Raw genomic sequence first — 25,379 nt, forward strand, 5'->3', positions numbered from 1 at the left:
CAACTAAACGCGATGGGCAAAAACGTAGTCGTGCTGGGCACCCAATGGGGTGATGAAGGCAAAGGTAAAATCGTCGACCTGCTGACCGATCAGGCCTCACTGGTAGCGCGCTTCCAGGGTGGTCACAACGCTGGCCACACACTGGTGATCGAAGGCAAGAAAACCGCACTGCACCTGATTCCGTCAGGCATCCTGCGCAACGATGTTGCCTGCGTGATCGGCAACGGAGTTGTATTGGCTCCGGATGCACTGCTGAAAGAGATCAAAATGCTGGAAGAGCAGGGCGTCCCGGTTCGCGACCGCCTGAAAATCTCGCCGGCTTGTCCGCTGATTCTGCCGTATCACGTTGCTCTGGATCAGGCTCGTGAGGCCGCTCGTGGCGAAGGCAAGATTGGTACTACCGGTCGTGGTATTGGCCCAGCCTACGAAGACAAAGTTGCCCGTCGCGGCCTGCGTTTTGGCGACCTGATGCATAAAGAGCGTTTTGCCGCCAAGCTAAAGGAAGTCCTGGAATACCATAACTTTGCCCTGACCAACTACTACAAAGTTGATCCGGTAAATTACGAAGAGACACTGGCATTGGCGCTGGCCTGGGGCGAAGAACTCAAGCCGTTGCTGGCCGATGTAACTGACCTTCTGCACACCGCTCGTGAGAGTGGCGAGAACATCCTCTTTGAAGGTGCACAGGGTTCACTGCTGGATATCGACCACGGCACATACCCGTTCGTGACCTCGTCCAACACCACTGCTGGTGGTACCGCCACCGGTTCCGGATTTGGACCGTTGTACCTGGATTACGTGCTGGGTATCACCAAGGCTTACACCACTCGTGTTGGCTCCGGCCCATTCCCGACAGAATTGGGCTGTGAAGTGGGTAACCACCTGGGCACAAAAGGCCATGAGTTTGGTACCACAACCGGACGTCAGCGTCGTTGTGGCTGGTTTGACGCGGTAGCGGTTAAGCACGCGATTCGCATCAACAGCATCTCTGGTATTTGCCTGACCAAGTTAGACGTACTGGATGGGCTGGAAACAGTCAAAATCTGTGTCGGTTACAAAGATGCAGATGGCAACCAGCTGACCATGCCGAACGACGCCGATGATTGGGCGCAGGTGGTTCCGGTTTACGAAGAGATGCCGGGCTGGAGCGAAAACACCTTTGGTGTGAAGTCTCTGGATGATCTGCCACAGGCTGCTCGTGATTACATCAGCCGTCTGGAACAGCTGGTGGGTGCGCCGATTGATATTATCTCCACCGGCCCGGATCGCGTAGAAACCATTCTGCTGCGTCACCCGTTTGGTTGAGTAATACCGTGATTTACCAAAAAGGCCGGCTGTAAAGCCGGCCTTTTTGGTTGTTAAAAATTTTCGCCAACAGTCGCTGCTATTTGATATGGAATACCTGCTTGCCAGCTTTCTCGTGATGATAGGTGCAGTGGTGCAAACTGCCTTTGGGTTCGGCATGGCTGTTGTCGCCGCTCCACTGCTGATTATGATTGAACCAAGACTGGTTCCTGGGCCAATGGTGGTGGCTGCGCTGGTGCAGTGTGTGCTGATGATGCTGCAAAACCGTCGTGAACTGGATATCAAAGGGCTCAGTAGTGCTTTCATTGGGCGTATTCCTGGCTCCATTGCCGGGGTGTACTTGCTTACCCTGTTTTCCACCCAAATGCTGTCGATTGCAGTAGGGGGGATTGTTCTGTTGGCAGTGGCTCTCAGTTTGTCAAAATTAACAATACGCCCGACCCCCAAAACAATGTTTTGGGCCAGCATGGCTTCGGGCGTTTGTGGCAGCGCCACCTCCATTGGAGGCCCTCCTATGGCACTGTTAATGCAGCATGAGCAGGCGACCCGAATTCGCGCCAATCTGGCAGGTTATTTTATTTACGGCTGCTGTATCAGTTTGATTGCGCTGGTAATGGTTGGGCGATTTGGCGCTGAAGAATTGAAAATGTCATTGTGGTTGATTCCCGGATCTCTACTCGGGTTTTATTTGTGCCGATGGATTCCGTTATATCGGATTGAATCCCAAATGCGTCCGGCTATTTTAGGCATCTGTATCCTATGCGGATTATTTGCAATAACTCGAGGAATCCTCGGTTCATAGCTTTGGGTTGAGGTGTTAAAAAAGGCCCGCGATATATCACGGGCCTTGTGGGGTGTTGAAAAGTCGCCTATGGCGAGGTTGTAACTTCAGCAGTGGCGCTTGTGTTTACTGCGGTCTGGGATGTGTCACAATTTAATTGAGCGGATGGGGAGCCGACAATTGTAAGCAGGTCATCGGGTCCGTTGAGGTTTTCATATTGAACCATGACGCTCATAGTGACCGTCGCATCTGCCATCACACTGGCAAGAGAGTCAGCATATGCTTCAGCAAATGCCTGAATATCTGCGCTGATGGCAACCATATCCTGAGCTACCTCCATCGCATCGTCATCTACGTCCACAAGCTGCTGACACTGCTCTTCCGTTAGTGGTGTGTCGTAGCAAAATTCTACATCCAGATTTACCATTGCTTCAGCTCGAGCTTCAGCTGCTACTTCCACCATTGCTATGAGCATTGAATTAGCAAGGCTACTGGCCAATGCGGAAGAGTCCACACTGATGACACTAGTGCTGTTCAGTGTCAGTCCAGCCATGAACTCTTCAATATTTGCACCCTGGACGTAAACACTGTTTGTGGCACTGGCGCTTCCCTCTCCGGAGGCGCTAGAAGAAGCGCTGCCTGCACTTGAGTTACTGGCTTCGGTAGTCGCAATAGCCGAAGCGGAACCTGTCAGCTCAGCAGCAACGCTGCCTGAAGCAGAGCCATTCAGACTGACAGATGCCACTCCGATGTCCAGTGTTGAATCAATATCAATCATGGCATCAACAACAGCTTGAATAAAAGTATTCACTGTCTCATTAACACCGACTTCAGCATCAGTAGACGTGTCAGCGAAAGCTGAAGAGGAGAGTGCAAAGAGGTGACCGCTGCCCAAACTTCCCTGCAGGTTCATCTGAAAAACCGAGCCATTTTTACCGTGCCGGGTAATATCCAGAGTGACATCACCCCCCCAAAACAGCTCAAGAGAACCCGCCGCCATGGCGGCAGCTCCTGCCAGGGAATTGCCAGATGATGCTCCATCTGAGTCAGAATCCATTGAACTGTCGTTGGTCATGGAGTTAACCAGACAGGAGTCGGACCCCATAATAGGGGTGGAAATGGAAATGGTCGTACTGCCCTGAGTATTTTTCCCTGGTGGTCCGGCCCATAGAGCGGGTGCAGCCAAGGCTGCAACCAGAATGGCGAGCTGTTTTTTGCGCATGACGCTAATCCTCAAGCGGCAGGGCCCGAATTAGGAGAGACTACATCGCATCAGCGTGGCCCTTTATAGCGCCAGTGCATCGGTCCGTGAGATTAGTGCAATAGGACTCAAGAATAGGTCGGAAACTGACAGTGTGCGAATAGGTACTTAGAGCGAGAGGGTTGTAGCTAGTACTAAAGTTTCAATTCAGAACCAAATACAGAAAATTGGACTTAATAATTCAGTTTTTGAGGAGGTGTGATAAATTAAAAGGCCCGCAAAATGAATTGCGGGCTTTTTTTCGCTAATAAAAGTGATTTTATCTGTGCCACACAGTGGTTACTGCGCATAGGCATCAGCAGTAGCAGTTGCACCAGCATTTCTGGAGTCACAGTTAAGAGCTCCGTGGCACCGCCTACAATGATCAGCAGATCCTCGGTGTCGTTGGGCTGAGCATGGACATCGGAAAATTCACATATAGCAGACATTACATATGAACTTTCGACAGTATTTCACAGACTGATCTATTTCCTACAAAGTTTGGTGATCTCCTGCTGCAATTTTTCTGTCAAAACCTGCCGATTCAAATTGATCCACTGGTGATCGGGTAAAAATTGACTCAGCTTGGTGTGTAATGTGTCTGACCCTGTTGTAATAACAATTAATCCTGCATCGATTAATGTCAGTACAGTAAGGTATTCCGACTGGTTTGCCTCAATTAGATAGGTGTGAAACCCTTGCTTGTGCAATTCCCATTCCAATTGTTCTCCAAGGGCCGTATTGGATACCCAGACACATTTTCCTGAGTGATTTTTTAATGCAGCTCTCATGGCCGTTGTAACAGAACTGTCGACTGATTTTAATGTTGAGACATTAATATCGTCGTTTGCCGCCTGATTGGCAGGGCCGGAAATCATGCCTGCACCTACAGTGGCATTAGATAGTCGGTCAATAATAATTAAACTTCCGGTAGAACGATTATCCTGGTAGCGATCAAAGGATACCTTTTCTGCAAGAACAATATGCGCTTCACCAATACCATTCAGAGGCAAATTGTCCGTCTCTGTTCGATCCAATGAGTTTACGTTTTGTTGCCAATGGATAGATTTTACATAGCCATTGACATATCGAGTGCCAATTTTGAATCGATATTGCCGGTCAGGTACTAATGCGTCTGAATTCATCCAGACAATTTTGGCGTTAAAATCATTGCTGACATTTACTGCATCAGAGTCACTGACGATAAGGTCGCCCCGGGAAATATCAATTTCATCGCTCAGGGTTAAAGTAATTGCCTGACCTGTTTGTGCGTTTTCTGTATATTGGTCGCCTACGAGGATTTCCTTAACAGTACTTTTTTGCCCGGATGGCAATACTTTAATGGCCTCGCCAACTTTGACCTGTCCAGCTGCCAGCGTGCCGCAATAGCCACGAAAATCCAGGTTTGGGCGATTGACGTATTGAACCGGCAAACGCAAGCCGCCTACCTCTGTTGAGGGGGCTATGTCGACGGATTCAAGAATCGAAAGCAGGGTCGGTCCCTGGTACCAATCCATTTTTGAACTGCGATTTACAACATTGTCGCCACTCAGGGCAGACAAAGGAACGAATTGACATTCGACTTCGTCAAAGTGTTGCTCCGCCAGGTTTTTGAAGTCTGATTTAATGGACTGAAAAACTTCTTCTCGGTACGAAACCAGATCCATTTTGTTGATTGCCACCACAAAGTGACGAATGCCCAATAATGAGCAGATGAAACTGTGGCGACGGGTCTGCTCTTTGACTCCGTAGCGCGCGTCAATCAGCAAGATGGCCAGTTGTGCGGAAGAGGCACCTGTAGCCATGTTTCGAGTGTACTGCTCGTGTCCTGGGGTGTCGGCAATAATGAACTTACGCTTTTGTGAAGAGAAAAAGCGATAGGCGACATCAATGGTGATTCCCTGTTCGCGTTCTGATTGCAAGCCATCTACCAGTAAAGCGAGATCAACTTCATTACTGCCGGAGGATGAGTTGGTGTTGGTGATGGCGGCAAGCTGATCTTCATACACTGACTGGGAGTCATGCAGGAGTCGGCCAATTAATGTGGACTTGCCATCGTCGACATTTCCGCAGGTAATAAAACGCAACAGGTCTTTCTGCTCATGCAATTGCAGATAACTTTCGATATCCTGTTGAATTAATGCGCTGTGAGTTGTCATCGTCTTTGCCGTTTTAAACTGGGTCGTTAACAGGCCTCTAATCAGAGGCTTCTTAAAAATAGCCTTCGCGTTTTTTCAGTTCCATTGAGCTGCTCTGGTCCTTATCGATAGCGCGTCCGGATCGTTCCGAAGTGCGACTCACCAGCATCTCCTGAATAATATCCGGAAGCGTGCTGGCGGTAGATTCAACGGCACCAGTAAGCGGGTAGCAGCCCAGAGTGCGAAATCTGACCGATTTTGTCTGCACTGTCTCATTCTGTCTCAGTTGAAGCCGGTCATCATCTTTCATAATCAGCAGTCCATCCCGTTCTACAACCGGTCTTGGCTGGGAAAAATAGAGAGGAACAAGCTCAATATTTTCCAGATAGATGTATTGCCAGATATCCAGTTCCGTCCAGTTGGAGAGAGGGAAAACGCGAATGGATTCACCCTTGTGAACTTTGCCGTTGTATAGATTCCACAGCTCCGGGCGCTGGTTTTTTGGATCCCAGCGGTGATTTTGGTCCCGGAAAGAGTAGATTCTTTCCTTGGCGCGTGAAGCCTCCTCGTCACGACGAGCTCCACCAAAGGCTGCATCAAATCCATATTTGCTCAGAGCTTGCTTGAGAGCATCAGTTTTCATGATATCGGTATAGCTGGCACCATGATCGAAAGGATTTATATTGTCAGCCACGCCCTGTTGATTGGTATGAGTCAACAATGTCATACCAGCTTCTTTAGCTGCCCGATCGCGAAATTCGATCATTTCCCGGAATTTCCAGGTGGTGTCTACATGCAGCAAAGGGAAGGGCGGAGTGCCAGGGAAAAAAGCTTTTTTCGCCAGATGCAGCATCACTGAGGAGTCTTTTCCAATCGAATAGAGCATCACCGGGTTATCGAATTCCGCAACGACTTCCCTAATAATGTGTATGGACTCAGCCTCAAGCTGTTTCAGGTGAGTCAATCGATTGTCTGAAAGATGTGTAGTTACACTCATTTTGCTGCTCATTTCTTCCCGCATTAAAACAGGCAGCATTTATACCAATCGCAAGTAAAAAAACAGAATCACTTGCAGGCATATCAACAGAAGCAAATGCTATAGCGAAAACGAGACATTAGCGTTTCAATCTACAGCACCTGCTATAGGTGCTATAAATGTTGATGAACAAGATACAAAACTGGAACCTGAAATGATTCGCCAAATACGAGAAGATATTCGTGGAGTGTTTGCCCGTGACCCTGCCGCCCGCAACAGTTGGGATGTGATGACTCTCTACCCGGGCCTTCATGCGGTATGGATGCATCGTATCGCCAACAAGTTGTGGCGGATACGTTTAAAGTGGTTGGCCAGATTGTTATCAAATATTGCGCGTTGGTTTACTGGAATAGAAATTCATCCCGGTGCCACTATCGGAAAACGCTTTTTTATTGATCATGGCACCGGTGTAGTGATCGGTGAAACCGCCGAAATTGGTGATGACTGTACCCTGTACCACGGAGTGACCCTTGGTGGTACCACCTGGAATGCGGGTAAACGTCACCCAACATTGGGTGATCGTGTAGTGATTGGGGCGGGAGCAAAAATTCTCGGGCCAATTACACTGGGAGATGATTCCAAGGTCGGTTCCAATTCTGTGGTTGTCAAAAGCGTGGCGGCTGGGGATACCGTAGTAGGTATACCGGCGCATGTGGTCAAGGAAACTAATGACCATCATGAGCATAAAAGACGGCTTGGGGAGCTTATCGGCTTTGAAGCCTATGGTGCCAGTGAAAACGCCTATGATCCTGTGGCGCAGGTGATCAGCAGCCTGTTGCGCCATTCCCGGGCAATGGATTTACAGGTGCGGTGCCTGCATCAAGCGCTGGAAAAGGCTGGTATAGATGCCAGGCGTACAGTTATTCCCAGCATTGAAACATCCGATTTTCTAAAAGATGAAGAAAGCCCTTCAAGCTATGTTATTTAACAGCTTATAACAGACTGTTATCACGCTATTGCTATTACTTAGTTTGGAATTGGAAAACAGCCGATTACTCTGCCACTTCCTACCCCCATATTAGTTAGAGGTGGCCAATGGCCTCAAAAGCACTCTCCACATTGTCGGGACCGCTTGCAACCGATCAGGTTGAGAGTATTCGCAATGCAGTTAATGAATTATCTGCCGATCAGCTCAACTGGTTGAGTGGTTATTTGGCCGGTTTGGCCGTAAATAAACTACCTGGTTATCATGGCGAATCAGGCCAGTTGGCACCGGCCAATGAAGCATCAAGTCAGTCGGTTGTTACCATTCTGTATGGATCTCAAACCGGAAATGCGGCCGGTATTGCTGAGCAGCTGTTTGCCCAGTTGTCCGGCGAGGGTTTTTCTGCGCAGCTGAAAAGCCTGGCCGATTATAATCCTCGAAATCTCGCCAAAGAACAGTATGTCGCACTGGTGATCAGTACTCAGGGTGAGGGTGATCCTCCGGATGATGCACTGGCATTTCACGAATTTCTGTTCGGGAAAAAAGCCCCCAAACTGAACCAGTTGAAATACAGTGTTCTGGGTTTGGGTGATTCCAGTTATGAAAAATTCTGTCAAACCGGTAAGGAGTTTGACGAGCGATTTTCTGAGTTGGGTGCAGAGCGCTTGCACGCTCGTCTGGATGCGGATGTGGATTATCAGCAGCAGAGCAGTCAATGGACCGAGTCGTGGAAAAAGACGGCGCAATCTTTTCAGGCCAATACCGAGTCCAGTCGTCCCAAGCTGAGTGTGGTTTCGTCAGCTTCTGAGCATGTGTCACAGTGGAGTAAGTTCACTCCTTATGTTGCAGAAGTACTGGATGGTTTCAAAATCACGGGCCGTGATTCAGGTAAAACGGTACAGCATGTTGAAATTTCCCTGGCGGATTCCGGTTTGCAATATGCACCGGGCGATGCGCTGGGAGTCTGGCCGGAAAATGGTCCTGAATTGGTTGCAGAAGTATTGCAGGTGACCGGTCTGAATGCGGATGAGCAGGTAGATCTGGATGGCAAGTCTTTGTCTCTGCAGCAAGCGTTGACCATTCATCGTGAGTTAACCCAATTACATCCTGGCTTTGTTGAGTACCTGGCTGCGGACAATGATGGTTTACAGCAACTGGTGGCAGGTGAGCGTTCTGAATTGTTGGAATTTATTCGCCGTCATCAGGTGGTGGAATTACTGGCTACAACGAGTCACTCCTGGAGTGCCCAGGAATTAGTGGATCAGTTGCGGGCGATAACTCCACGTCTGTATTCCATAGCGTCCAGTATGGAAGCGGTCGATGATGAAGTGCATTTGACGGTGGGCCTGGTCAGTGAAACTCGAGACGATGTTAATCGTTTCGGTGCTGCTTCCCGGTTTTTGACTGAAGTAAATGATGAGTCATCGATAAGGGTTTTTGTTGAACCGAATCGTAACTTTAAACTCCCGGAAAATGACGATGCACCCATCATCATGGTTGGCCCCGGAACCGGCGTTGCACCATTCAGGAGTTTTCTTCAGCACCGTGAAGCGATTGGGGCAAGTGGTGATAACTGGTTGTTCTTTGGTAACCCGCACTTTAGCAGTGATTTTCTTTACCAAACCGATTGGCAAAACTGGCACAAGTCCGGCCTGCTGACTCGAATTGATCTGGCGTTTTCACGCGATCAAAGCGAAAAAATATATGTGCAGGATCGTCTGCAAGGACAGGCAGCTGAAGTGTTTGCATGGCTGGAGCGTGGTGCGCATTTTTATGTGTGCGGTGATCAAAAGCACATGGCTAAGTCGGTGGATGAAGCGCTTCACCAAATTATTGCCGAGCAGAGTGGCAAAGGAATTGAGTTTGCCAATGAGTATGTGCAGGGCTTGAAAAAGGCAAAGCGTTATCAACGGGATGTTTATTGATCGCTGAACAGAGGTTTGGGATTGTGCTGGAATTGGGTGCCAACATGGGCAGCGTATGGCTTGCTATGACACGCCGTTAACAGGCCCTAGCCACGGTCATAGCAAGCCATACCCAGCCCGTGTCTTTCAAAGTTATTAGAGATTTAGAAATGAGTAAAGAAGTTCAACTCGCGCCAACAGAGGCAATCAAGGCCAACAGTCGCCATCTGCGCGGTACTTTGGCGGAGAGCCTTAATGATTCGATTACCGGTGCAATCCGCGAGGAAGATCTGCATATCCTCAAGCACCACGGTACTTATCAGCAGGATGACCGTGATGTTCGCAATGAGCGTCGCAAGCAGTTTCTGGAATCCGCCTATAGCTTTATGATCCGGGCGCGACTGCCGGGTGGTGTTTGTACGCCTGAGCAGTGGCTGGCGATGGACAGTATCGCCCAGCAGTATGGTAACGGCACCTTACGGCTCACTACTCGCCAGACGTTTCAGTTTCACGGTGTGGTGAAAAATCACCTCAAGCCGACATTCCAGCACATGCATTCCGTATTGGTGGATGCTATCGCCGCCTGTGGTGATGTAAACCGCAATGTAATGTGTAATCCCAATCCGGTAGAGAGCCAGGTTCACCAGGAAGTGTATCAATGGGCGACCAAAATTTCGGAGCACTTGTTGCCGAGCACTAATGCTTATTACGAAATCTGGCTGGATGGTGAGAAGGTCGATACCAACCAGGAAGAAGAGCCGATTTATGGTGACACGTATCTGCCGCGAAAATACAAAACTGCGATGGCGGTTCCACCGTTCAATGACGTGGATGTGTTTGCCCACGATATGGGCTTTATTGCCATTATCGAGAAAGGCGAGCTGAAAGGGTTTAACGTCACCGTTGGTGGTGGCTTGGGAATGACCCACGGCGATCCAGAGACGTTTTCAAGGTTGGCTGATGTTATTGGTTTCTGTACGCCAGACCAGGTATTGCAGGTTTCTGAGGAGATCCTGAAAATTCAGCGCGATTATGGTGATCGGGTGAACCGTCGTTTTGCGCGATTCAAGTACACCATAGCCAAGCATGGAATTGAGTGGTTTAAAGAAGAACTGAAAAATCGCTTGGGGTATGCACTGGAAGCGGCCAGGCCATTTGAGTTTGTCAGCAACAGTGATCGATATGGTTGGACCGAAGGTTTCGACGGCCGCTGGCACCTCAATCTGTTTATTCAGAATGGTCGAATAAAGGATGGCGATGGCCTGCAATTGATGACTGGCTTGCGGGAAATAGCGAAAGTCCACAAAGGTGATTTTCGCATTACCCCTAACCAGAACCTGATTATTGCCAGTGTCGCTCCAGAGGATCGTCCACAAATAGAAGCGCTGGTAGCCAAATATCAACTTGATGGTGGTGAGGGCGTTTCGGCTGTTCGACGTAACAGCATGGCTTGTGTGGCACTGCCGACTTGTTCGTTGGCAATGGCGGAAAGTGAACGCTACCTGCCAGACCTGGTAACCAAAATTGAACAGTTGCTGGATAAGCATCAGCTGTCTGAGGAAGAGCTTACTGTGCGTATGCAGGGCTGTCCTAATGGTTGTGGTCGTGCTGCATTGGCCCAGGTCGGCTTTATTGGTAAAGGGCCCGGCAAGTACAACATGTATCTGGGTGCCGGTCGTTGGGGACAGCGCTTCAGTGCGCTTTATCGAGAGAATATTGATGAAGCGGAAATACTCGGCGAATTGGATCCCCTGTTCGAACGTTTTGCGGTAGAACGTAATGCCGGAGAGCCTTTTGGGGACTTCGTCATTCGAGCTGGAATCGTTGCCGAAAATACAGGACCGGCAGCCTTTCACCAGGAGATGAAGCTGATCCCGGCGAAAAGCCTCTGAGTTCTTAGTGTGAACAAGCCCTAGGCAGCTGATTGGTTATGACCTCGAGCAATCAGCCGGTAGGGCAGTTTGCTCAGGTCAATATTGGTGATAGACCCACTGTTGCGGTACTCATTGATCGCATCGTCAATATTGCGGCGATCAAAATGAGGCGCCAGCAGTGAGATAAAGTCGTACATATAGCTTCGCAGATAGTGATCTTCCCGAAAACCGATCCAGGTTGTGTAGGTGGGAAGGATGTCGTGGGTACTGTAGGCCACCAGATCACTATCTTCATCGGGAGAGTACGCCATGTTGGCAACAAAGCCGATACCCAGGCCCTGACGGACATAGGTTTTGATAACGTCGGCATCGCGGGCGGTTATTGCAATGTCCGGTTTCAGGCCAGCTTTGTGGAAGGCATCCACCAGTGTAGAGCGATCAGTTGAGCTGAACAGGTAAGTCACAATAGGGTATTTGACCAGATCCTCCAGCTCAATAGAGTCCAATTGGGTCAGGGGGTGCCCTTGTGGAACCAGTAAGGCCTGGTCCCAGAAGTAGCAAGGGAGAGTGACCATGTTGTTGTTTCGTGGCGAGGCACTACTGGCGATGGCAAAGTCTACATGGCCGGACTTCAGCCATTCGTCGATCTGGTCATTGGTACCTTGATGCAGATGGAGTTGGACATCCGGGTAAAGCTCACGGAATTTGCCCAGAATAGAGGGCAATACATAACGGGCTTGTGTGTGGGTGGTTCCGATAGAAAGGACACCGCCATGCTCATTTTGCAGCTCATTGGAAAGTTGTTTGATGGTATCAACGTCGCGCAGGATATTTCGGGCCTTCTCCAGCACCAGATGGCCGGCATGGGTAATGCCATCCAGGGTCTTGCCGTTGCGGGAAAACAGCCTCAGCCCAAGCTCTTCTTCCAGAAGCTTAAGCTGTTTGCTGATGCCTGGCTGAGAGGTGTAGAGCTGTTCGGCAGCGGCAGTAATGTTAAGCCCGTTCTCCGAAATGGCCACCAGGTAGCGAAGTTGTTGTAGTTTCACAATTGAATCCTCAATTTGCTTTCACAGCTGCCTGTTGTGGCGTAAGTGAGTCAGGCATAAAAAAAGCCACCAGTGTCTTACACGGTGGCTTTGATAAGGCAGGTTGAACTACCGGTTTCAATATCCACCGTCGCTGTGCACACACATACAAATGCAGGCGTTAGTGTAGCTGGTGTTGATCATGGTAGAGATACCATGAAAAGCACATGCGACGAGATAAAAGAGGTAGTTGGTTGCCATTTTCAATACAAACCCAAAGGGTAATTGGTGGGTGCTCTAAAACTTGAAAGCGATTTTTAGCATGGCGAAACGTTCTAAGGCAAGGGTATTTTCATCTAAATAACGAAATAATATTTACAGATAAGCAAGTATTATTTCTTAAAAGTTCCTCTGATCGCTAAATTGGGCTGGTTTAGATAAACCCGGATATGCCCAATCATGAAATATTTTCCTATTTTTGCCGATTTGAAGGACAAGCCCGTTCTCGTGGTTGGGGCGGGTACAGTTGCCCAGCGCAAAATTCACTTGTTACTCAAAACCGGTGCTCAACTTAAGGTGGTAGCCAGGGAGGTAGGTGCTCCCGTCGCTGAATTGCACAGTCAGGGACGGCTCGAGTTACGGAAAGGTGAATTTCTGGCCTCCGACCTCGACGGACAGTGGCTGGTAATAGCGGCCACTAATGATGTTGAAGTCAATCAGCGCATAGAGGCCGCTGCTTCTGAGCGCCAGGTTTTTGCCAACGTGGTGGACGACAGACATCTCAGCCAATTTATCGTCCCGGCGATCGTGGATCGTGATTCCGTCCAGGTGGCAATTTCTACCAGTGGTGATGCCCCGGTTCTGGCTCGTTCACTGCGAGCGGAGCTGGAGTCGCGATTGCCATCAAGGCTCGGGCAGTTGGCGGCCAAGATGGGCAAGTGGCGCAGCGTCGTTAAGCAAAAGCTGCAAACCAGCGGTCAGCGTCGACTGTTCTGGGAGCAATTGCTCAACTCCAGTATTCCATCGTTGGTCTATCAAGGTCAGGACGCCCAGGCGGAATCGGAAGTGCTACGACTTCTGAACAGTGAAAAGCCGTCTTTGGCTGGTCATGTCAGTCTCGTAGGGGCTGGACCTGGTGACCCGGAGTTGTTGACTCTCAAGGCGTTGCAGAGGATTCAGACCGCCGATGTGGTGTTCTACGACAATCTGGTCAGTGACGATGTATTGGAGCTGATTCGCCGCGATGCCGATCGAATTTACGTTGGCAAAAAATCCGGTGCACACAGCTCCCATCAGGAAGATATTCAACAGCAGTTGGTCAGCTATGCACAGCAGGGATTAAGGGTAGTGCGCCTGAAAGGTGGTGACCCCTTTGTATTTGGTCGTGGCGGTGAGGAGCTTGGGGCGCTTAAGGATGCCGGAATCTCCTTTGATGTGGTACCGGGCATTACGGCAGCGGCGGCAAGTGCAGCATACAGTGGCATACCCCTGACTCACCGTGACTATTCCCAGTCTGCCATTCTGGTTACCGGGCATGGTAAGGACGGTGGAGAGCTGGATTGGAAAGCTCTGGCCAAGTCCAATCAGACCCTTGCGGTTTATATGGGCCTGAAGCAGGCAGCAACCATTTCAGGTCAATTGATAAGCCATGGCCGCGATCCAAAAACGCCAGTGGCACTGATTGAGCGCGCTACGACGTCGCACCAGAGGACTGTGAGCGGTCAACTCGATCAATTGCCGGAGATGATCACTCGGCACCAGCTTGAATCACCAACTATGATTTTGATTGGCGAAGTCTGTCAGTTGGCTGGGCAGTATCAGTGGTTTAACGACAGTTACCAACAGTATTCCCCGGCAGCCGAAAAGACTGAAGCGTTTGAAATACCCCAGATGTGTGCCTGGTAACACTAAAAATGAAGGAAAGGTGATTCAAGATGATTTACGACAATATTCTGCAAACCATTGGTCGTACACCCGTAGTAAAAATTAACCGGCTTGGGCCTGACCACGTCAATCTGTTTGTCAAAGTGGAAGCGTTCAACCCGATGGCATCGGTAAAAGATCGGCTGGCAATCGCTATTGTGGAAGATGCCGAGCGTCGCGGTGTGTTGAAGCCGGGGCAAACAATCATTGAGGCGACGTCCGGTAATACCGGTATTGCCCTCGCTATGGTGGCTGCAGCCAAAGGGTATCCATTTGTTGCCACTATGGCGGAAAGCTTTTCTGTTGAGCGCCGCAAATTAATGAAAGCACTGGGTGCGAAGGTCATTCTGACTCCGGCTGCAGAGAGAGCGACGGGAATGGTTCGTCTGGCAGAAGAACTGGCAGAAAAAAATGGCTGGTTCCTTGCTCGTCAGTTTGAAAACGAAGCAAACCCGGCTTACCACCGCAATACCACCGGGCCGGAAATCCTCCGAGATTTTGCAGATACCCCGCTGGATTATTTCGTCAGTGGTTATGGTACCGGTGGAACCATTACCGGTGTGGGTGAAGTACTGAAAGTGGCATTGCCCAATGTGAAAATTATCGGTACCGAACCTGCAGGTGCTGCCTTATTGCAAGGCAACGAATGGCAGCCTCATAAAATTCAAGGCTGGACCCCGGACTTTATTCCGAAGGTGCTCAATCGAGATGTAATTGACGAAGTGATTCCCGTCGATGACACCGTTGCCCGTGATACAGCACTGGCACTTGCCCAGAAAGAGGGAATATTTGTTGGTATTTCTGCCGGTGGTACTTTTGCCACCGCTCTTAAGGTGGCCGAAACCGCACCAGCGGGCAGCAATATACTCGCAATGCTGCCTGACACCGGCGAGCGGTATCTGAGTACCTTCCTGTTTGATGACATCAGCGAAGAATCAGATGATCTCTGGCTGCAGGAAGTGACGGGTTAATAGCTATACAAAAACCACCATTGTCATCCTGAGCAAAGCGAAGGATCTCAAATTTCAGGTAGAACAGAGATTCTTAACTACGTTCAGAATGACAAAGACGTAGTCCGGATGGAGCAACGCGTAATCCGGGAATATCAGTCGCCAAAACAACCAATGTCATCCTGAGCAAAGCGAAGGATCTCACAGTTTAGTTAACAACGAGATTCTTCACTACGTTCAGAATGACAAAGACGTAGCCCGGATGGAGCATTTTTTTCTGTGACGAATATCGCCAAGTCCTTATATCTGAAAAAACAGGTTCTGGTCGAACAGCTCAATCGTATCGCTGCTGATCACAAATCAGTAGCTCTGGCGAACAGCCTGAGCATTGAGGATATGCTGATCACGCACTTGTTGCTCACTCACAATATTGCTATTGAAATTTTTTCACTGGATACCGGTCGACTGCATCAGGAAACCCTACAGGTCATCGACGATGTGAAAAAACAGTACGGCTACCAAATTGAGGTGTTTTCACCGGATGCAGATGATATTGAAAAATACGTACAGGACAACGGCATTAACGGATTCTACGATTCGGTAGAACAGCGTAAAGGCTGTTGCTATGTGCGAAAAGTCCTGCCTTTAAAGCGTGCCCTGTCAGGCAAAGAAGCCTGGATTACCGGTATGCGTCGGGAGCAGGGAGCAACCCGTAATGAACTGGAAGAAAAGGCTTGGGACGAAAGTAACGGTTTGTGGAAATACAACCCGTTGGCCGACTGGACCGAAAAAGAGGTTTGGCAGCTCATTCGCTCTGAAAATATTCCCTACAACGCTCTCTATGATCAGCACTTTGCCAGTATTGGCTGTGCGCCTTGTACTCGCTCAATCACCATGGGCGAAGATGTAAGAGCCGGTCGCTGGTGGTGGGAAAATCCCGATAGTAAAGAGTGCGGTCTTCATGTGCAGGCAAGTCCAATCAAATTGATCTCTGAGCCACCAGAGCCCATCAAGTATGACGGCGGGGATCAGGGGTGACGGAAGTTGCACTAATTGTAAGTGCCCTGTTTGTCGGAATAATAATTGGAATGACTGGAATTGGTGGCGGTTCATTAATGACGCCGCTGTTAATTCTGGTATTTAAAATTTCTCCGCCAGTGGCAGTTGCGACAGATTTGTTTTTTGCGGGTGTTACCAAACTGGTTGGTACGGTCGAATACACTCGAAAAAAACTGGTGGACTGGAAAATCAGTTCATTTATGTGGCTGGGGAGTATTCCCGCAAGTCTGGCTACAGTCGCGATTATTCCAGAGAACGGAGAGTTTGTAGTCACTATTCAGAAGGTGCTCTCTTTCGCCTTGTTATTGACCGGGACAGTTATTTTTTTACGTCCCAAAATCAGTCGTTGGGTGCATAACCGAAAGAATATTCTCAAATACCGTTCGATTCTGCTTGTTCTTTTTGGGGCACTGCTAGGGGTGTTGGTAACCCTGAGTTCCGTAGGGGCAGGTGCACTTGGTTTGGCGGTACTCGCTGTGCTATTTCCAGAACGACGAATGACAGAACTGGTTGGTGTGGATCTGGCTCATACGGTCATATTGAGTTTCGTAGCCGGGCTAGGCCATCTCGCTGTTGACCATGTCAATTTTCAACTGTTGGGGCTGCTGCTAATAGGCTCTTTGCCCGGAGTATGGCTTGGCTCCCGACTTAACTGGCGTTTGAATGAGCGCTGGATCGCGGCAGTCCTGTTGCTGGTTGGGGGCTGGCTGGCCTACGCTACCTGCCTGCGATAACTGCAAGTCACTGATCGGTCACCAAGCGTACCAAGCAGCAGTGGATAGCTGCCTATACTCCTAGCAGGCTGTTGAAGTTTTTTTTCGAGGCAGCAGGAGCAACGCAGATAAAATTTCAACAACCTGCTGGGGAAGGCGTTCACCACAAACGCCTGTTGTTACCCTGTTGTTGAGGATCGAAAAATGACTATTTCCATTCCACTGAAAACCTACCTGGATCAGCACCATATAAAATACGACCTGGTAAATCATCGGCATACCGAAACCTCTGTATTGTCCGCAGTCTCGGCACATGTGCCTGTAGACTCTATGGTTAAAGGCGTATTGCTGGAAGATGAACAAGGCTACATGATGGCAGCAGTGCCGGCTTCCCGTCAGGTGAGCATGAACAGCATTCGCAAACATACCGGTCGAAACCTGCGTTTAGCAGGAGAATCTGAACTCTCAGCAGTTATTGCAGGTTGCGACTACGGTGCCGTACCGGCAATTGGTGAAGCGTTTGGCTTGCAGACTATCTGGGATGAGCATCTGGCGGCAGAACATGACCTCTATATAGAAGCCGGAGACCATCAAGAGCTGATACATATGAAGCAGTCTGACTTTGTTGGGTTGATGAACAAGCAAAACAGAGCGGTTATTACTCACTGAGGGTTTCACAAATCGCAGGCTGAGTCGTCTAGGTAATGTTCGGGGTCATAGTTGATCTCGAACTGCACCCTCCTCTAGCCTCGCCAAGCTTCGGCTGGCGAGGCACTTTATTTGGAATTTCAAAAATCCTGCCCTCAGTCGTCTAGGCTTTAAGTCAAGATAGGGGTAGAGAGGTGAGAAGGCATTGGCAATCCCGCGAGCAAACCGTTATGGGTACTGACAAAGAGACTCATGAGCAGCGCATAGAAAGACTGTTTCGTGAGCACAATCAGGTACTTATACAATTTTTGAGGGCCAGACTTCACTCTGAGCAGGAAGCTAAAGAAGTCGCGCAGGAGGCCTATGTGCGGCTGCTGGATCTGGATAAGCCGGAGGCAGTTAACTATATGCGCTCCTACCTGTTTAAAACTGCCGCCAACCTGGCCAGTGATCGCAATAAACACTTCTCTCGCCGCGATCGTATCCACGAACTGATCTTTTTTGACCATCAGGATGATGTAAGCCCATCGCCAGAAGAGAGTGCTGCTGCATTGGAGGAGCTGGAGGTTATTCGCAAAGCCATTCAAGAGATACCTCCAAAATGTCGAATGGCTTTTCTACTTCATAAATTCGGTGGCCATTCGTTCAGTGAAGTGGCAGTAAAAATGCAACTGTCGGAGCGAATGGTACGAATTTATGTCAGTAGAGCCATTGAGCATTGTCGGGCTGCATTGAAAAACAGGGCTGGGAGTAAAGCAGGAGGGAGCAAGTAATGGATAGGAAAAAGGAATCTATCGAATTGGAGGCAGCTGAGTGGTTTGCCACTATCCAGGAGCCCGAACTTTCAGGTGAGCAACTGCTGGCCTGGGAAGAATGGATGTCATCCTCATCGGAACATCTGCAGGCGTTTTCCCGGTATCAAGATCTTTATAAACGGATGAATCAGCTTGAAGAAATTCCGCTGCCCGATGAAGCAGAAATGACGGCTGATGATTACGATGGCAGTGAATCAATTAGTGAGTGGCTGGCAAAGCAATCACCAACAACGGCCAAGGTGGTTCCATATCCGGCCAAAAAACGAAACTCAATCTGGCTGCCTACAGCGTCTGCTGCCGCAATAATTTTGGCTGTCCTGCTATTTGCGTTGATACCAGAGAGAGGACACCTGCCAGAGGTTCAGGTGTATGAAACAACCGTTGCGCAACAACGTGAAATCACACTGGACGATGGCTCCCAAATTACCATAGGGGCTAAATCCGGAATATCGGTGAATTACTCAGAGCAGCAACGCAATGTTGTTCTTACACACGGTGAAGCTTTGTTTAATGTTGTCAGTGATTCTGATCGTCCCTTTGTGGTAATGGCAGGGAAGGGAAATATCACTGTGCTGGGTACACTCTTTAATGTAAATCGCAACTCAAAACGAACACAGGTAACCGTCGCTGAAGGACGGGTTCAGGTGGTTAGCCATTTGAATGGTGATGTTCCGGGTAATACGCCGGCGCAGTCCGCTATCCTGGAACGTGGTGAACAGGTCGGCTACACCATGGAAGGGCAAATGGGAGAGATAACTTCCATCGAATCGGGAATGGCTGACTGGAAAAAAGGTTATTGGCGTTATCGTCGGGAGCCACTTCAATCAGTAATTGAAGACATTAATCGGTATTCTCGAAAAGAGATTATTCTGGTGGGGAGTAATGCCGAAATGCTTATGTTTACCGGTACAGTTCATCAAAATCAACTTGAGGAGTGGCTGAGTGGCGTTATTGATATTTATAAATTGGAAGTTAGTGAAGCGGGTGATAAGGCAATAATTTTAAGAAAGCGCCAGTGAGAAAAATAAAATACTTCAAAAAAAGTTTGGTGAGTCGTCTTGGTTTTCGGAAGGAGATGTTTTCCTTCGGAGGGGTAGAAACCTGAAAAAGATGAGGAACTTTCAATGAGTATAAGAAAACTCGGTAATCGTACAAAAACACTAAATATCTTCGCTGCGTTACCACTATGCGTTGCTATTCATCAAGCTTCTGCCAGTGACCTGGGTCAAAAGATTAATTTTGATATAAAATCCCAGTCACTGGATACAGCTCTTCTAAAGCTATCAGAACAATCCAATATTCAGTTGATTATGGACTCATCAGCCTTGGGAAATATCAATAGCAAAGGACTGCTGGGTTCAATGACAATTGAAAATGCACTAAGGGGGCTTCTCAAAGGCACAGGCCTGACTTATAGCTTTGAGGGGGAGACAGTAAAAATAATTACTGATGATAAGGATGAAAATGCAGGTAATGAGCATGTTAAGGATGTTAAGGAAGTAGAGGAACTGGTAGTTACGGGCAGTCGCATTGTAAGAGCCTCAAGCCAGGTGGCAGCAAATGTTCTTACCTTGGATGCCGAAGCATTGCGTGGTACAGGTCAAAGTACCTTGGAAGGAGCATTGCGCCAGCTGCCGCAGAATATATTCGGTGCTAGTGAAGTGGGTGCGACTGCCGCCGGGTCAGGAATGTCATTTAATGGTGCTCTCAATATTACCGGTGGTTCGAGCATTAACCTGCGCGGATTGGGCAGTGAATCCACTCTGGTATTGATCGATGGGCGCCGTATTGGAAAGTCCGGACTTTTTGGAGGCATTGCAGATATTAGTGGAATTCCACTTAATTCTGTTGCGCGTGTAGAAATTATGCTGGACGCCGCTTCGGCGATCTATGGTTCTGATGCCGTTGGCGGTGTTGTCAATATTATCCTTAAAAAAGATTATGAAGGGGCTGAAATTACTTTCGAATACGGAACGCCTGAGGCGGGCGGGTTTGGTGAGCATATTCTGACAATGTCGGGAGGGACAAGTTGGGATAGCGGTCGGGTTCGCGCCACAATCGAGCATTTCCAACGGAGTAATCTGGATGGCAATGAACGCCCAGAAAGGATTGCAACCAGTTACTTTAGCTCACCTGCTTATATTACAGCTTTTAGCCCGCTGTTCTATCAATACAATGGTGAAAACTATTTAGCATCTGAACTGGCGGGATTGGGGTTGAACCCAAGTTCGCCCGGTGTTGAGGCAATAAGATATTCCCAGCTGCCAGCCAGCCAAAATGGCAGCAATCTCTTGGTGGATGATTTTGTCGGGCTTACAGCCTATCCGGAAGACCCTGAAGCTGAAGATGGTATTAGCTTGATACCTTCTCAAAAGCGCAGCACAGTTCAGGTCGGTTTTGACCAGGCGCTGCCTTGGGGAGAAGGCGATGTTACGCTGTCAGGTTCACTTTATTACTCCGACCGTCAAACTTATGCAGCAAATGGTGCATTTACATTTGCTGCCCGGTTTTACGAGTTTGACGATGCAAACCCACTGCCATTCGAAGGTTCAGGTACTAGCACCAATTCTGTTTTTTGGCGAATACCTGGTTTGGCAGACAAACACTTTGAAAGTGATCAAGAGGTGTGGCGCTGGTCATTGGGGCTGGATGGAGAAATGGGTGGGAGCTGGCGTTGGAATATGTCAACGGGACAGTCACGAGACAGAATTGATTCTCAATATATCAACGACTCAATTACTAGTGACGTTTATTACTCAGATGAGGTGTTGGATTACTTCCGAAGCATAGGATACACAGAAGACTATATCGAAAATCAACTTGATTACAGATTTACCAACCTGATTGATTCCGGTTTGAATGTGTTTGCCAGCGATATTTTGGAGAACGATTCAGCCTTGCTGGCTCAGTTGGTTGCAGGGCAGAAAGATATCTTGGCGATTAATCAGGAAAACAGTTTTGAGGCGAGTGTCAATGGCGCATTATTTGATCTGCCGGGTGGGGAAGTGCATTTGGCCTTGGGCGTTGATTGGCGTCAGGAAATACTGGAAACCGCTTCATCAACCAGCGTTTATCAATCGGGATTTGAATCAAATTATAGCCTTCCTACTGATGGTTATGACAAGGTTGAGGTTCGCCGGGTTCAGCAGTCCGCATTTGCAGAGTTATTGCTACCTTTGGTAGGTGCAGATAACAGTGTTACAGGAATAGAGCGACTTAATTTGACTGGCGCTGCGCGATATGACAGTTACAGTGATTTTGGGGGAGACTCGACATGGTCGCTGGGAATGATCTGGAACCCTGTGGAGCAAGTGACAGTAAAAGCAAACCAGTCAACCTCTTATGTAGTGCCAACTCCAAGAGAAGTACTCGTTGATCCGGAAATACGCAATTATCCGGAGCTTTTGCCCTGGTTTACAAACGGTGTGCCCCAGTATCTTCGTGACGAAAATGGCGCTTATACCGGTGAGGTTGATTTTCTTGGTATGGATATTTTCGGAGGGAATCCAGACTTGCAACCGGAAACAGCTTCGTCACAGACGGTAGGATTGGAAGTGAAGCCTGAGACGATTGCGGGGTTGACCCTTGGAGCAACCTGGCATCGAACCACTTACAATAACCGAATTGGCCCGGCTCCAATACCAGTGTTCACAAGTGGCACAGACTATGTCTCGAAATATCGCAATGTAACCAGGGACGAAGAGAAAGGTTGGCTAATTGTTGATTACCGTGCCATAAATAATGCGCAGGTGGAGATATCGGGTGTGGATTATCATGTTCGATATGATCGGGAAACAGATGTAGGGCAGTTTATCTTTACAGCCAATGTCGGTTACACAGGAAAATATGAACGAGTAGAAGTAACCGGCGATGAACCAATCAATGTGGTGGCTGATGTGAACTTCAGAAGTCACAACGTGATACCGGCTTACCGTTACAGTGCAAACCTGGGTTGGTATAACGGAGGTTGGTCTGCAAATATTAATGCCAATACATCCAGTAAGACAGTAAGCTCAGATCAACGGGAAGGAGCCGGGGATCGCACCCAGCGTATTGCTAAGGCAGCACTTAAAACAGATTTGGTGTTGGCTTACGATACTGAACAGGGAGGAGGGATGGATATACCTGATTGGCTTAAAAATACAGTGGTCACCTTCAAAATAATGAATCTGTTCGATGATCATCCAGAGTTTGAGATCAAGGATTTGACAACAGGTGAACCATACCCTCTGCCTGCGCTGAATGCTAATTTGGCTGACCCGCGTGGAAGAATGTTCCATCTGGGTGTGACAAAACGGTTTTGAAAATTTAGAATTTTAGTTTAATTTTGAGTGGAAATATTTGAAATTCAGTAAAGATAGCGTAGGTAATAATTTACTTCTTTAAATTATAAAATTTAAAAGGCGATCCTCACTTTGGGATCGCCTTTTTATTATTCTGACTATTCTTCTGTCTTATCATAATGAAATTTCATATAAACAATCCCCGGCATCATCACCAGCCGCCACACCAGCTCAAGTTCCTCTGTAAATTCGGAATCAAATTCTCTGGCAGTATCTATCAAACATTCTAGCCATAAATCATAAAGTTCGGGTCTTATATCAAGGTGAGCACGATTGTGCTTGATGGCGATTTTTTCCAGGCTGTGATCGGCTTTATAGGTGGCAAAGAAGGTTACCAGACTATAGAAAGAGCGCTTCAGCATTTTCTGCTGTTTGGTCATGTCCGTGTCTTTGAACTTGTCGGCCACCTCCTTGGATGACCGCAGAAATCGATCGTAGAACGCATCAAAGAAGCTAATGCTATCAACTAGAGTAGAGTTAACCCGATCAAAACTTTGATCAAACAGTTGCTCGAATGTCATCTCATTCACACCTTCAATCCTGTAGAACTACTATATATCTATAAACTGAAAACAGCTAAATAGTGTCCGTCCGGAAACAGCGCTAAAAGTACAAGGCGTCATTCCCGCGAAAGCGGGAATCCAGTTTTTTCGAAGGAAATAGCTTAATGGATTCCCGCCTTCGCGGGAATGACGTCAGTTTCCGGATGTGCACTAAATATGTGGCATTGAAGCTGTGGTGGAAGTTTTGGCGTCTGCGCAATGTTGTTGCTGTGTTTCTGTATTGCAAAGGTAATTACAAAACTTAACAGTTCTTAACCCTAAGCGACTGTCTTTGATGTTCAAGCCGATATTAAGATCAATGCACGTGACCATGATGGGTGGTGTTGGTTTCGTCTATTTACAATTCTTAACAAACTGATATGGCGGATAAAGGATACCTGTTGGGTTTACATACTATGCAATCACCTACAGAGAGAATATGGCTCTGATGCAGGCCTCCTCTACGTTTGGTGGCTTGTCTTTCTCGGGGGTAAGCCACAGAGAAGGGTTAGAAAATCTACTGTTAACAAAATTTAACATTTTAAAAAGGGTGTTGATGCTCTCAGGATCGTTTACGTCAATAGTGGGTAACGTTTTGATAAATAGAAAAATTTGATTTCCAAGATTGTTCCAACAAAAGATAAGGGTGTTTTGATAATGCGGCGATTGTTTCAAAAATTCTCCTACCTTCTGGTAGCGGTAACCCTGGGGGCGGCTCAGCTGGCCCAGGCAGAGGGGGCGGGAGGTTCGGCGCCTCTCAAGATTCTCGGTAATCATTTATTGGTGCCCTTTACCTACAAAGCCCAGGGTTTTGAAAAACAGAGTCACTTTGTCGTCGACCTGGGTAGTAAAGACTACGTGGCTTTCCATAAAGAGGTCCACAAGTCACTGGGGTCGGCTCTCCAGCCTGGTGAGAAGGTCAGATTTACCAATGATGGATTTGAGTTAGAGGTGAATTTTGCCAAGTGCCGTAACCTCGGAGATGGACCCAATGTGTGTGATGCTTTGAGTGCCGAATACGACGTTGAACTGGAAAATATTGATGTCACTGCCGTTGTTGGTTTCGATTTCCTTAAGGAATACGCAATCAACTTCAATATGGAGGACCAGGCTTTCTCCATGACCCTCTCTAATGCCGAACACTCTCAACAAGTTAAGCAAAGCTCCCAGGTGGTTGTTCCTGTAACGATAGCGGGCCATAACCTTTATGTTCCTGTCTCTGCTAACGGCAAGCAGATAGGCACTATGGAGCTGCAGACGGCGGGTTATCACACCACAATAGATCCAAAGCTGGCCGCAAAACTGGACACGTCAAAAGACATTAGCTTTGGCACCGATGGTAAACAGAAACTCTCCGGAATGGTGGCCGTTCGTAATAAGAAGCTGCCAAAGGCTGAATCTACTGCACCATCGGATCGTGTAATGCGCACCGGGCTTGGTTTGTGGGCCTCATTTGATGTCACCATCGACCCCAAAGCTGGTTATCTGGCTCTAAACCTGACACGCAACAACAACTACCACGATGGCGATGTAGCCTTTTACAAGGCGTCAGCGGCTCGGGATTGGGAGCAATTATTAGCCTATCTGCAGGCTTTTCCACAGGATCACAATGTTGAAGAGGCCGCTGATGAGATGTTCACCATCGGCATGAGAAAAAAAGCCCCTGCCGACAAAATGTTAGAGGGTTTGCAGTACTCACTGGATCAAATGAAGCCGCGCAAAAAGCTTGAGTACATGTTTGGTTACTGCCAGAAAGCTCATCAAGGCATGCCCAGTTCCAGGTTTATGGACCTGACGATTGGTGCCTGTGAAAAGGGGTTGGAGTTTATCTCCTATTCCCAGAAACCGTCTGTGCGCCAGCAATATCAGTTGATTCTCGGTGAACGTTACCTGGATAAAGGGGATCCCCGCCAGGGCTGGAAATATTACCTGTCTGCCTCTTTCAATGGTGACCCTCAACTGGATGGGCAAACCCGCATGGGGCTGGGGCGCGCTTATGAGGCGATGAAGCGCTATCGTCGTGCCTACGCTACTTATAAGCGTTTAGCCTCCGGAATGTCTGAAGGTCAGCTACAGCAGACTGGCCTCAAGGTGGCACTGGAGCGCACCGCTAAACATCTTGACCCCAACGACGCTTTGCTGACGGGGGATAAATAAG

At 48.4% G+C, this 25,379-nt stretch carries 19 protein-coding genes; 14 read left to right on the forward strand and 5 right to left on the reverse strand.

What is annotated here, in order from left to right; genetic code table 11:
• Positions 1 to 12: 12 nt before the first annotated feature.
• Positions 13 to 1,305, forward strand: a complete 1,293-nt coding sequence (locus QP938_03760; GenBank protein ID WIO75032.1) for an adenylosuccinate synthase — start codon at positions 13 to 15, stop codon at positions 1,303 to 1,305.
• A gap of 46 nt (positions 1,306 to 1,351) precedes the next feature.
• Positions 1,352 to 2,107: a sulfite exporter TauE/SafE family protein gene (locus QP938_03765; GenBank protein WIO75033.1), complete on the forward strand. Its 756-nt coding sequence runs from the start codon at positions 1,352 to 1,354 to the stop codon at positions 2,105 to 2,107.
• A gap of 67 nt (positions 2,108 to 2,174) precedes the next feature.
• Here QP938_03765 and QP938_03770 read toward each other — a convergent pair whose 3' ends face one another.
• From QP938_03770 to cysD, 3 genes are all read right to left on the reverse strand, one after another.
• Positions 2,175 to 3,308 carry a hypothetical protein gene (locus tag QP938_03770; GenBank protein ID WIO75034.1) on the reverse strand — a complete coding sequence of 378 codons (1,134 nt, stop codon included), beginning with the start codon at positions 3,306 to 3,308 and terminating at the stop codon, positions 2,175 to 2,177.
• A 503-nt stretch (positions 3,309 to 3,811) separates the two neighbouring features.
• Positions 3,812 to 5,485 carry a sulfate adenylyltransferase subunit CysN gene (cysN, locus tag QP938_03775; protein ID WIO75035.1) on the reverse strand — a complete coding sequence of 558 codons (1,674 nt, stop codon included), beginning with the start codon at positions 5,483 to 5,485 and terminating at the stop codon, positions 3,812 to 3,814.
• Positions 5,486 to 5,537: 52 nt separating this feature from the next.
• The gene (cysD, locus tag QP938_03780; GenBank protein ID WIO75036.1) at positions 5,538 to 6,461 is read right to left on the reverse strand and encodes a sulfate adenylyltransferase subunit CysD; all 924 of its coding nucleotides are present in this window, start codon (positions 6,459 to 6,461) and stop codon (positions 5,538 to 5,540) included.
• Positions 6,462 to 6,654: 193 nt separating this feature from the next.
• Between cysD and cysE the strand changes: the two genes are divergently transcribed.
• From cysE to cysI, 3 genes are all read left to right on the forward strand, one after another.
• On the forward strand, positions 6,655 to 7,428 hold the full coding sequence (gene cysE / locus QP938_03785; protein WIO75037.1) for a serine O-acetyltransferase: 774 nt from the start codon (positions 6,655 to 6,657) through the stop codon (positions 7,426 to 7,428).
• A 107-nt stretch (positions 7,429 to 7,535) separates the two neighbouring features.
• Complete coding sequence (locus tag QP938_03790) at positions 7,536 to 9,350, forward strand: assimilatory sulfite reductase (NADPH) flavoprotein subunit (protein WIO75038.1); 1,815 nt, start codon at positions 7,536 to 7,538, stop codon at positions 9,348 to 9,350.
• A gap of 149 nt (positions 9,351 to 9,499) precedes the next feature.
• Entirely contained in the window at positions 9,500 to 11,221 is a 1,722-nt protein-coding gene (gene cysI / locus QP938_03795; protein WIO75039.1) for an assimilatory sulfite reductase (NADPH) hemoprotein subunit, read from the forward strand.
• Positions 11,222 to 11,241: 20 nt separating this feature from the next.
• Here cysI and QP938_03800 read toward each other — a convergent pair whose 3' ends face one another.
• On the reverse strand, positions 11,242 to 12,249 hold the full coding sequence (locus tag QP938_03800; GenBank protein ID WIO75040.1) for a LysR substrate-binding domain-containing protein: 1,008 nt from the start codon (positions 12,247 to 12,249) through the stop codon (positions 11,242 to 11,244).
• Between the two features lie 438 nt (positions 12,250 to 12,687).
• On the opposite strand from QP938_03800, the gene cysG reads away from it, so the two are divergent.
• The 8 genes from cysG (at position 12,688) to QP938_03840 (ending at position 22,640) form a co-directional block, all read left to right on the forward strand.
• Positions 12,688 to 14,133, forward strand: a complete 1,446-nt coding sequence (gene cysG, locus QP938_03805; protein ID WIO75041.1) for a siroheme synthase CysG — start codon at positions 12,688 to 12,690, stop codon at positions 14,131 to 14,133.
• A 29-nt stretch (positions 14,134 to 14,162) separates the two neighbouring features.
• Positions 14,163 to 15,122 (forward strand): cysteine synthase A, encoded by a 960-nt coding sequence (gene cysK, locus QP938_03810; GenBank protein ID WIO75042.1) that lies wholly within the window; start codon positions 14,163 to 14,165, stop codon positions 15,120 to 15,122.
• A 258-nt stretch (positions 15,123 to 15,380) separates the two neighbouring features.
• On the forward strand, positions 15,381 to 16,139 hold the full coding sequence (locus tag QP938_03815) for a phosphoadenylyl-sulfate reductase (GenBank protein WIO75043.1): 759 nt from the start codon (positions 15,381 to 15,383) through the stop codon (positions 16,137 to 16,139).
• Positions 16,140 to 16,189: 50 nt separating this feature from the next.
• Positions 16,190 to 16,894, forward strand: a complete 705-nt coding sequence (locus tag QP938_03820; GenBank protein WIO75044.1) for a sulfite exporter TauE/SafE family protein — start codon at positions 16,190 to 16,192, stop codon at positions 16,892 to 16,894.
• Positions 16,895 to 17,077: 183 nt separating this feature from the next.
• Positions 17,078 to 17,542, forward strand: a complete 465-nt coding sequence (locus tag QP938_03825; GenBank protein WIO75045.1) for a YbaK/EbsC family protein — start codon at positions 17,078 to 17,080, stop codon at positions 17,540 to 17,542.
• Between the two features lie 173 nt (positions 17,543 to 17,715).
• Positions 17,716 to 18,294, forward strand: coding sequence for an RNA polymerase sigma factor (locus tag QP938_03830; GenBank protein WIO75046.1), 579 nt, complete (start codon positions 17,716 to 17,718; stop codon positions 18,292 to 18,294).
• On the forward strand, positions 18,294 to 19,355 hold the full coding sequence (locus QP938_03835; protein WIO75047.1) for a FecR domain-containing protein: 1,062 nt from the start codon (positions 18,294 to 18,296) through the stop codon (positions 19,353 to 19,355). The genes QP938_03830 and QP938_03835 overlap by 1 nt, the downstream gene beginning before the upstream one ends.
• Before the next feature lie 105 nt (positions 19,356 to 19,460).
• Positions 19,461 to 22,640: a TonB-dependent receptor gene (locus tag QP938_03840; GenBank protein WIO75048.1), complete on the forward strand. Its 3,180-nt coding sequence runs from the start codon at positions 19,461 to 19,463 to the stop codon at positions 22,638 to 22,640.
• A gap of 137 nt (positions 22,641 to 22,777) precedes the next feature.
• Here QP938_03840 and QP938_03845 read toward each other — a convergent pair whose 3' ends face one another.
• A complete protein-coding gene (locus tag QP938_03845; GenBank protein WIO75049.1) occupies positions 22,778 to 23,209 on the reverse strand; it encodes a hypothetical protein in 432 nt (143 codons plus the stop codon).
• A gap of 669 nt (positions 23,210 to 23,878) precedes the next feature.
• On the opposite strand from QP938_03845, the gene QP938_03850 reads away from it, so the two are divergent.
• A complete protein-coding gene (locus QP938_03850) occupies positions 23,879 to 25,378 on the forward strand; it encodes a hypothetical protein (protein ID WIO75050.1) in 1,500 nt (499 codons plus the stop codon).
• The last annotated feature ends 1 nt before the right edge of the window (position 25,379 follow it).

The organism is Porticoccaceae bacterium LTM1, from assembly GCA_030252795.1.
GTDB lineage: Bacteria > Pseudomonadota > Gammaproteobacteria > Pseudomonadales > Porticoccaceae > SCSIO-12696.

Excerpts from the sequence above, each read along its gene's own strand:
- QP938_03835 (WIO75047.1), top strand. The coding sequence starts at position 18,294 with ATGGATAGGAAAAAGGAATCTATCGAATTGGAGGCAGCTGAGTGGTTT.
- cysK (WIO75042.1), top strand. The coding sequence starts at position 14,163 with ATGATTTACGACAATATTCTGCAAACCATTGGTCGTACACCCGTAGTA.
- cysN (WIO75035.1), bottom strand. The coding sequence starts at position 5,485 with ATGACAACTCACAGCGCATTAATTCAACAGGATATCGAAAGTTATCTG.
- QP938_03790 (WIO75038.1), top strand. The coding sequence starts at position 7,536 with ATGGCCTCAAAAGCACTCTCCACATTGTCGGGACCGCTTGCAACCGAT.
- QP938_03820 (WIO75044.1), top strand. The coding sequence starts at position 16,190 with ATGACTGGAATTGGTGGCGGTTCATTAATGACGCCGCTGTTAATTCTG.
- cysG (WIO75041.1), top strand. The coding sequence starts at position 12,688 with ATGAAATATTTTCCTATTTTTGCCGATTTGAAGGACAAGCCCGTTCTC.
- QP938_03770 (WIO75034.1), bottom strand. The coding sequence starts at position 3,308 with ATGCGCAAAAAACAGCTCGCCATTCTGGTTGCAGCCTTGGCTGCACCC.
- cysI (WIO75039.1), top strand. The coding sequence starts at position 9,500 with ATGAGTAAAGAAGTTCAACTCGCGCCAACAGAGGCAATCAAGGCCAAC.
- QP938_03825 (WIO75045.1), top strand. The coding sequence starts at position 17,078 with ATGACTATTTCCATTCCACTGAAAACCTACCTGGATCAGCACCATATA.
- cysE (WIO75037.1), top strand. The coding sequence starts at position 6,655 with ATGATTCGCCAAATACGAGAAGATATTCGTGGAGTGTTTGCCCGTGAC.
- QP938_03760 (WIO75032.1), top strand. The coding sequence starts at position 13 with ATGGGCAAAAACGTAGTCGTGCTGGGCACCCAATGGGGTGATGAAGGC.
- QP938_03840 (WIO75048.1), top strand. The coding sequence starts at position 19,461 with ATGAGTATAAGAAAACTCGGTAATCGTACAAAAACACTAAATATCTTC.
- QP938_03850 (WIO75050.1), top strand. The coding sequence starts at position 23,879 with ATGCGGCGATTGTTTCAAAAATTCTCCTACCTTCTGGTAGCGGTAACC.
- cysD (WIO75036.1), bottom strand. The coding sequence starts at position 6,461 with ATGAGTGTAACTACACATCTTTCAGACAATCGATTGACTCACCTGAAA.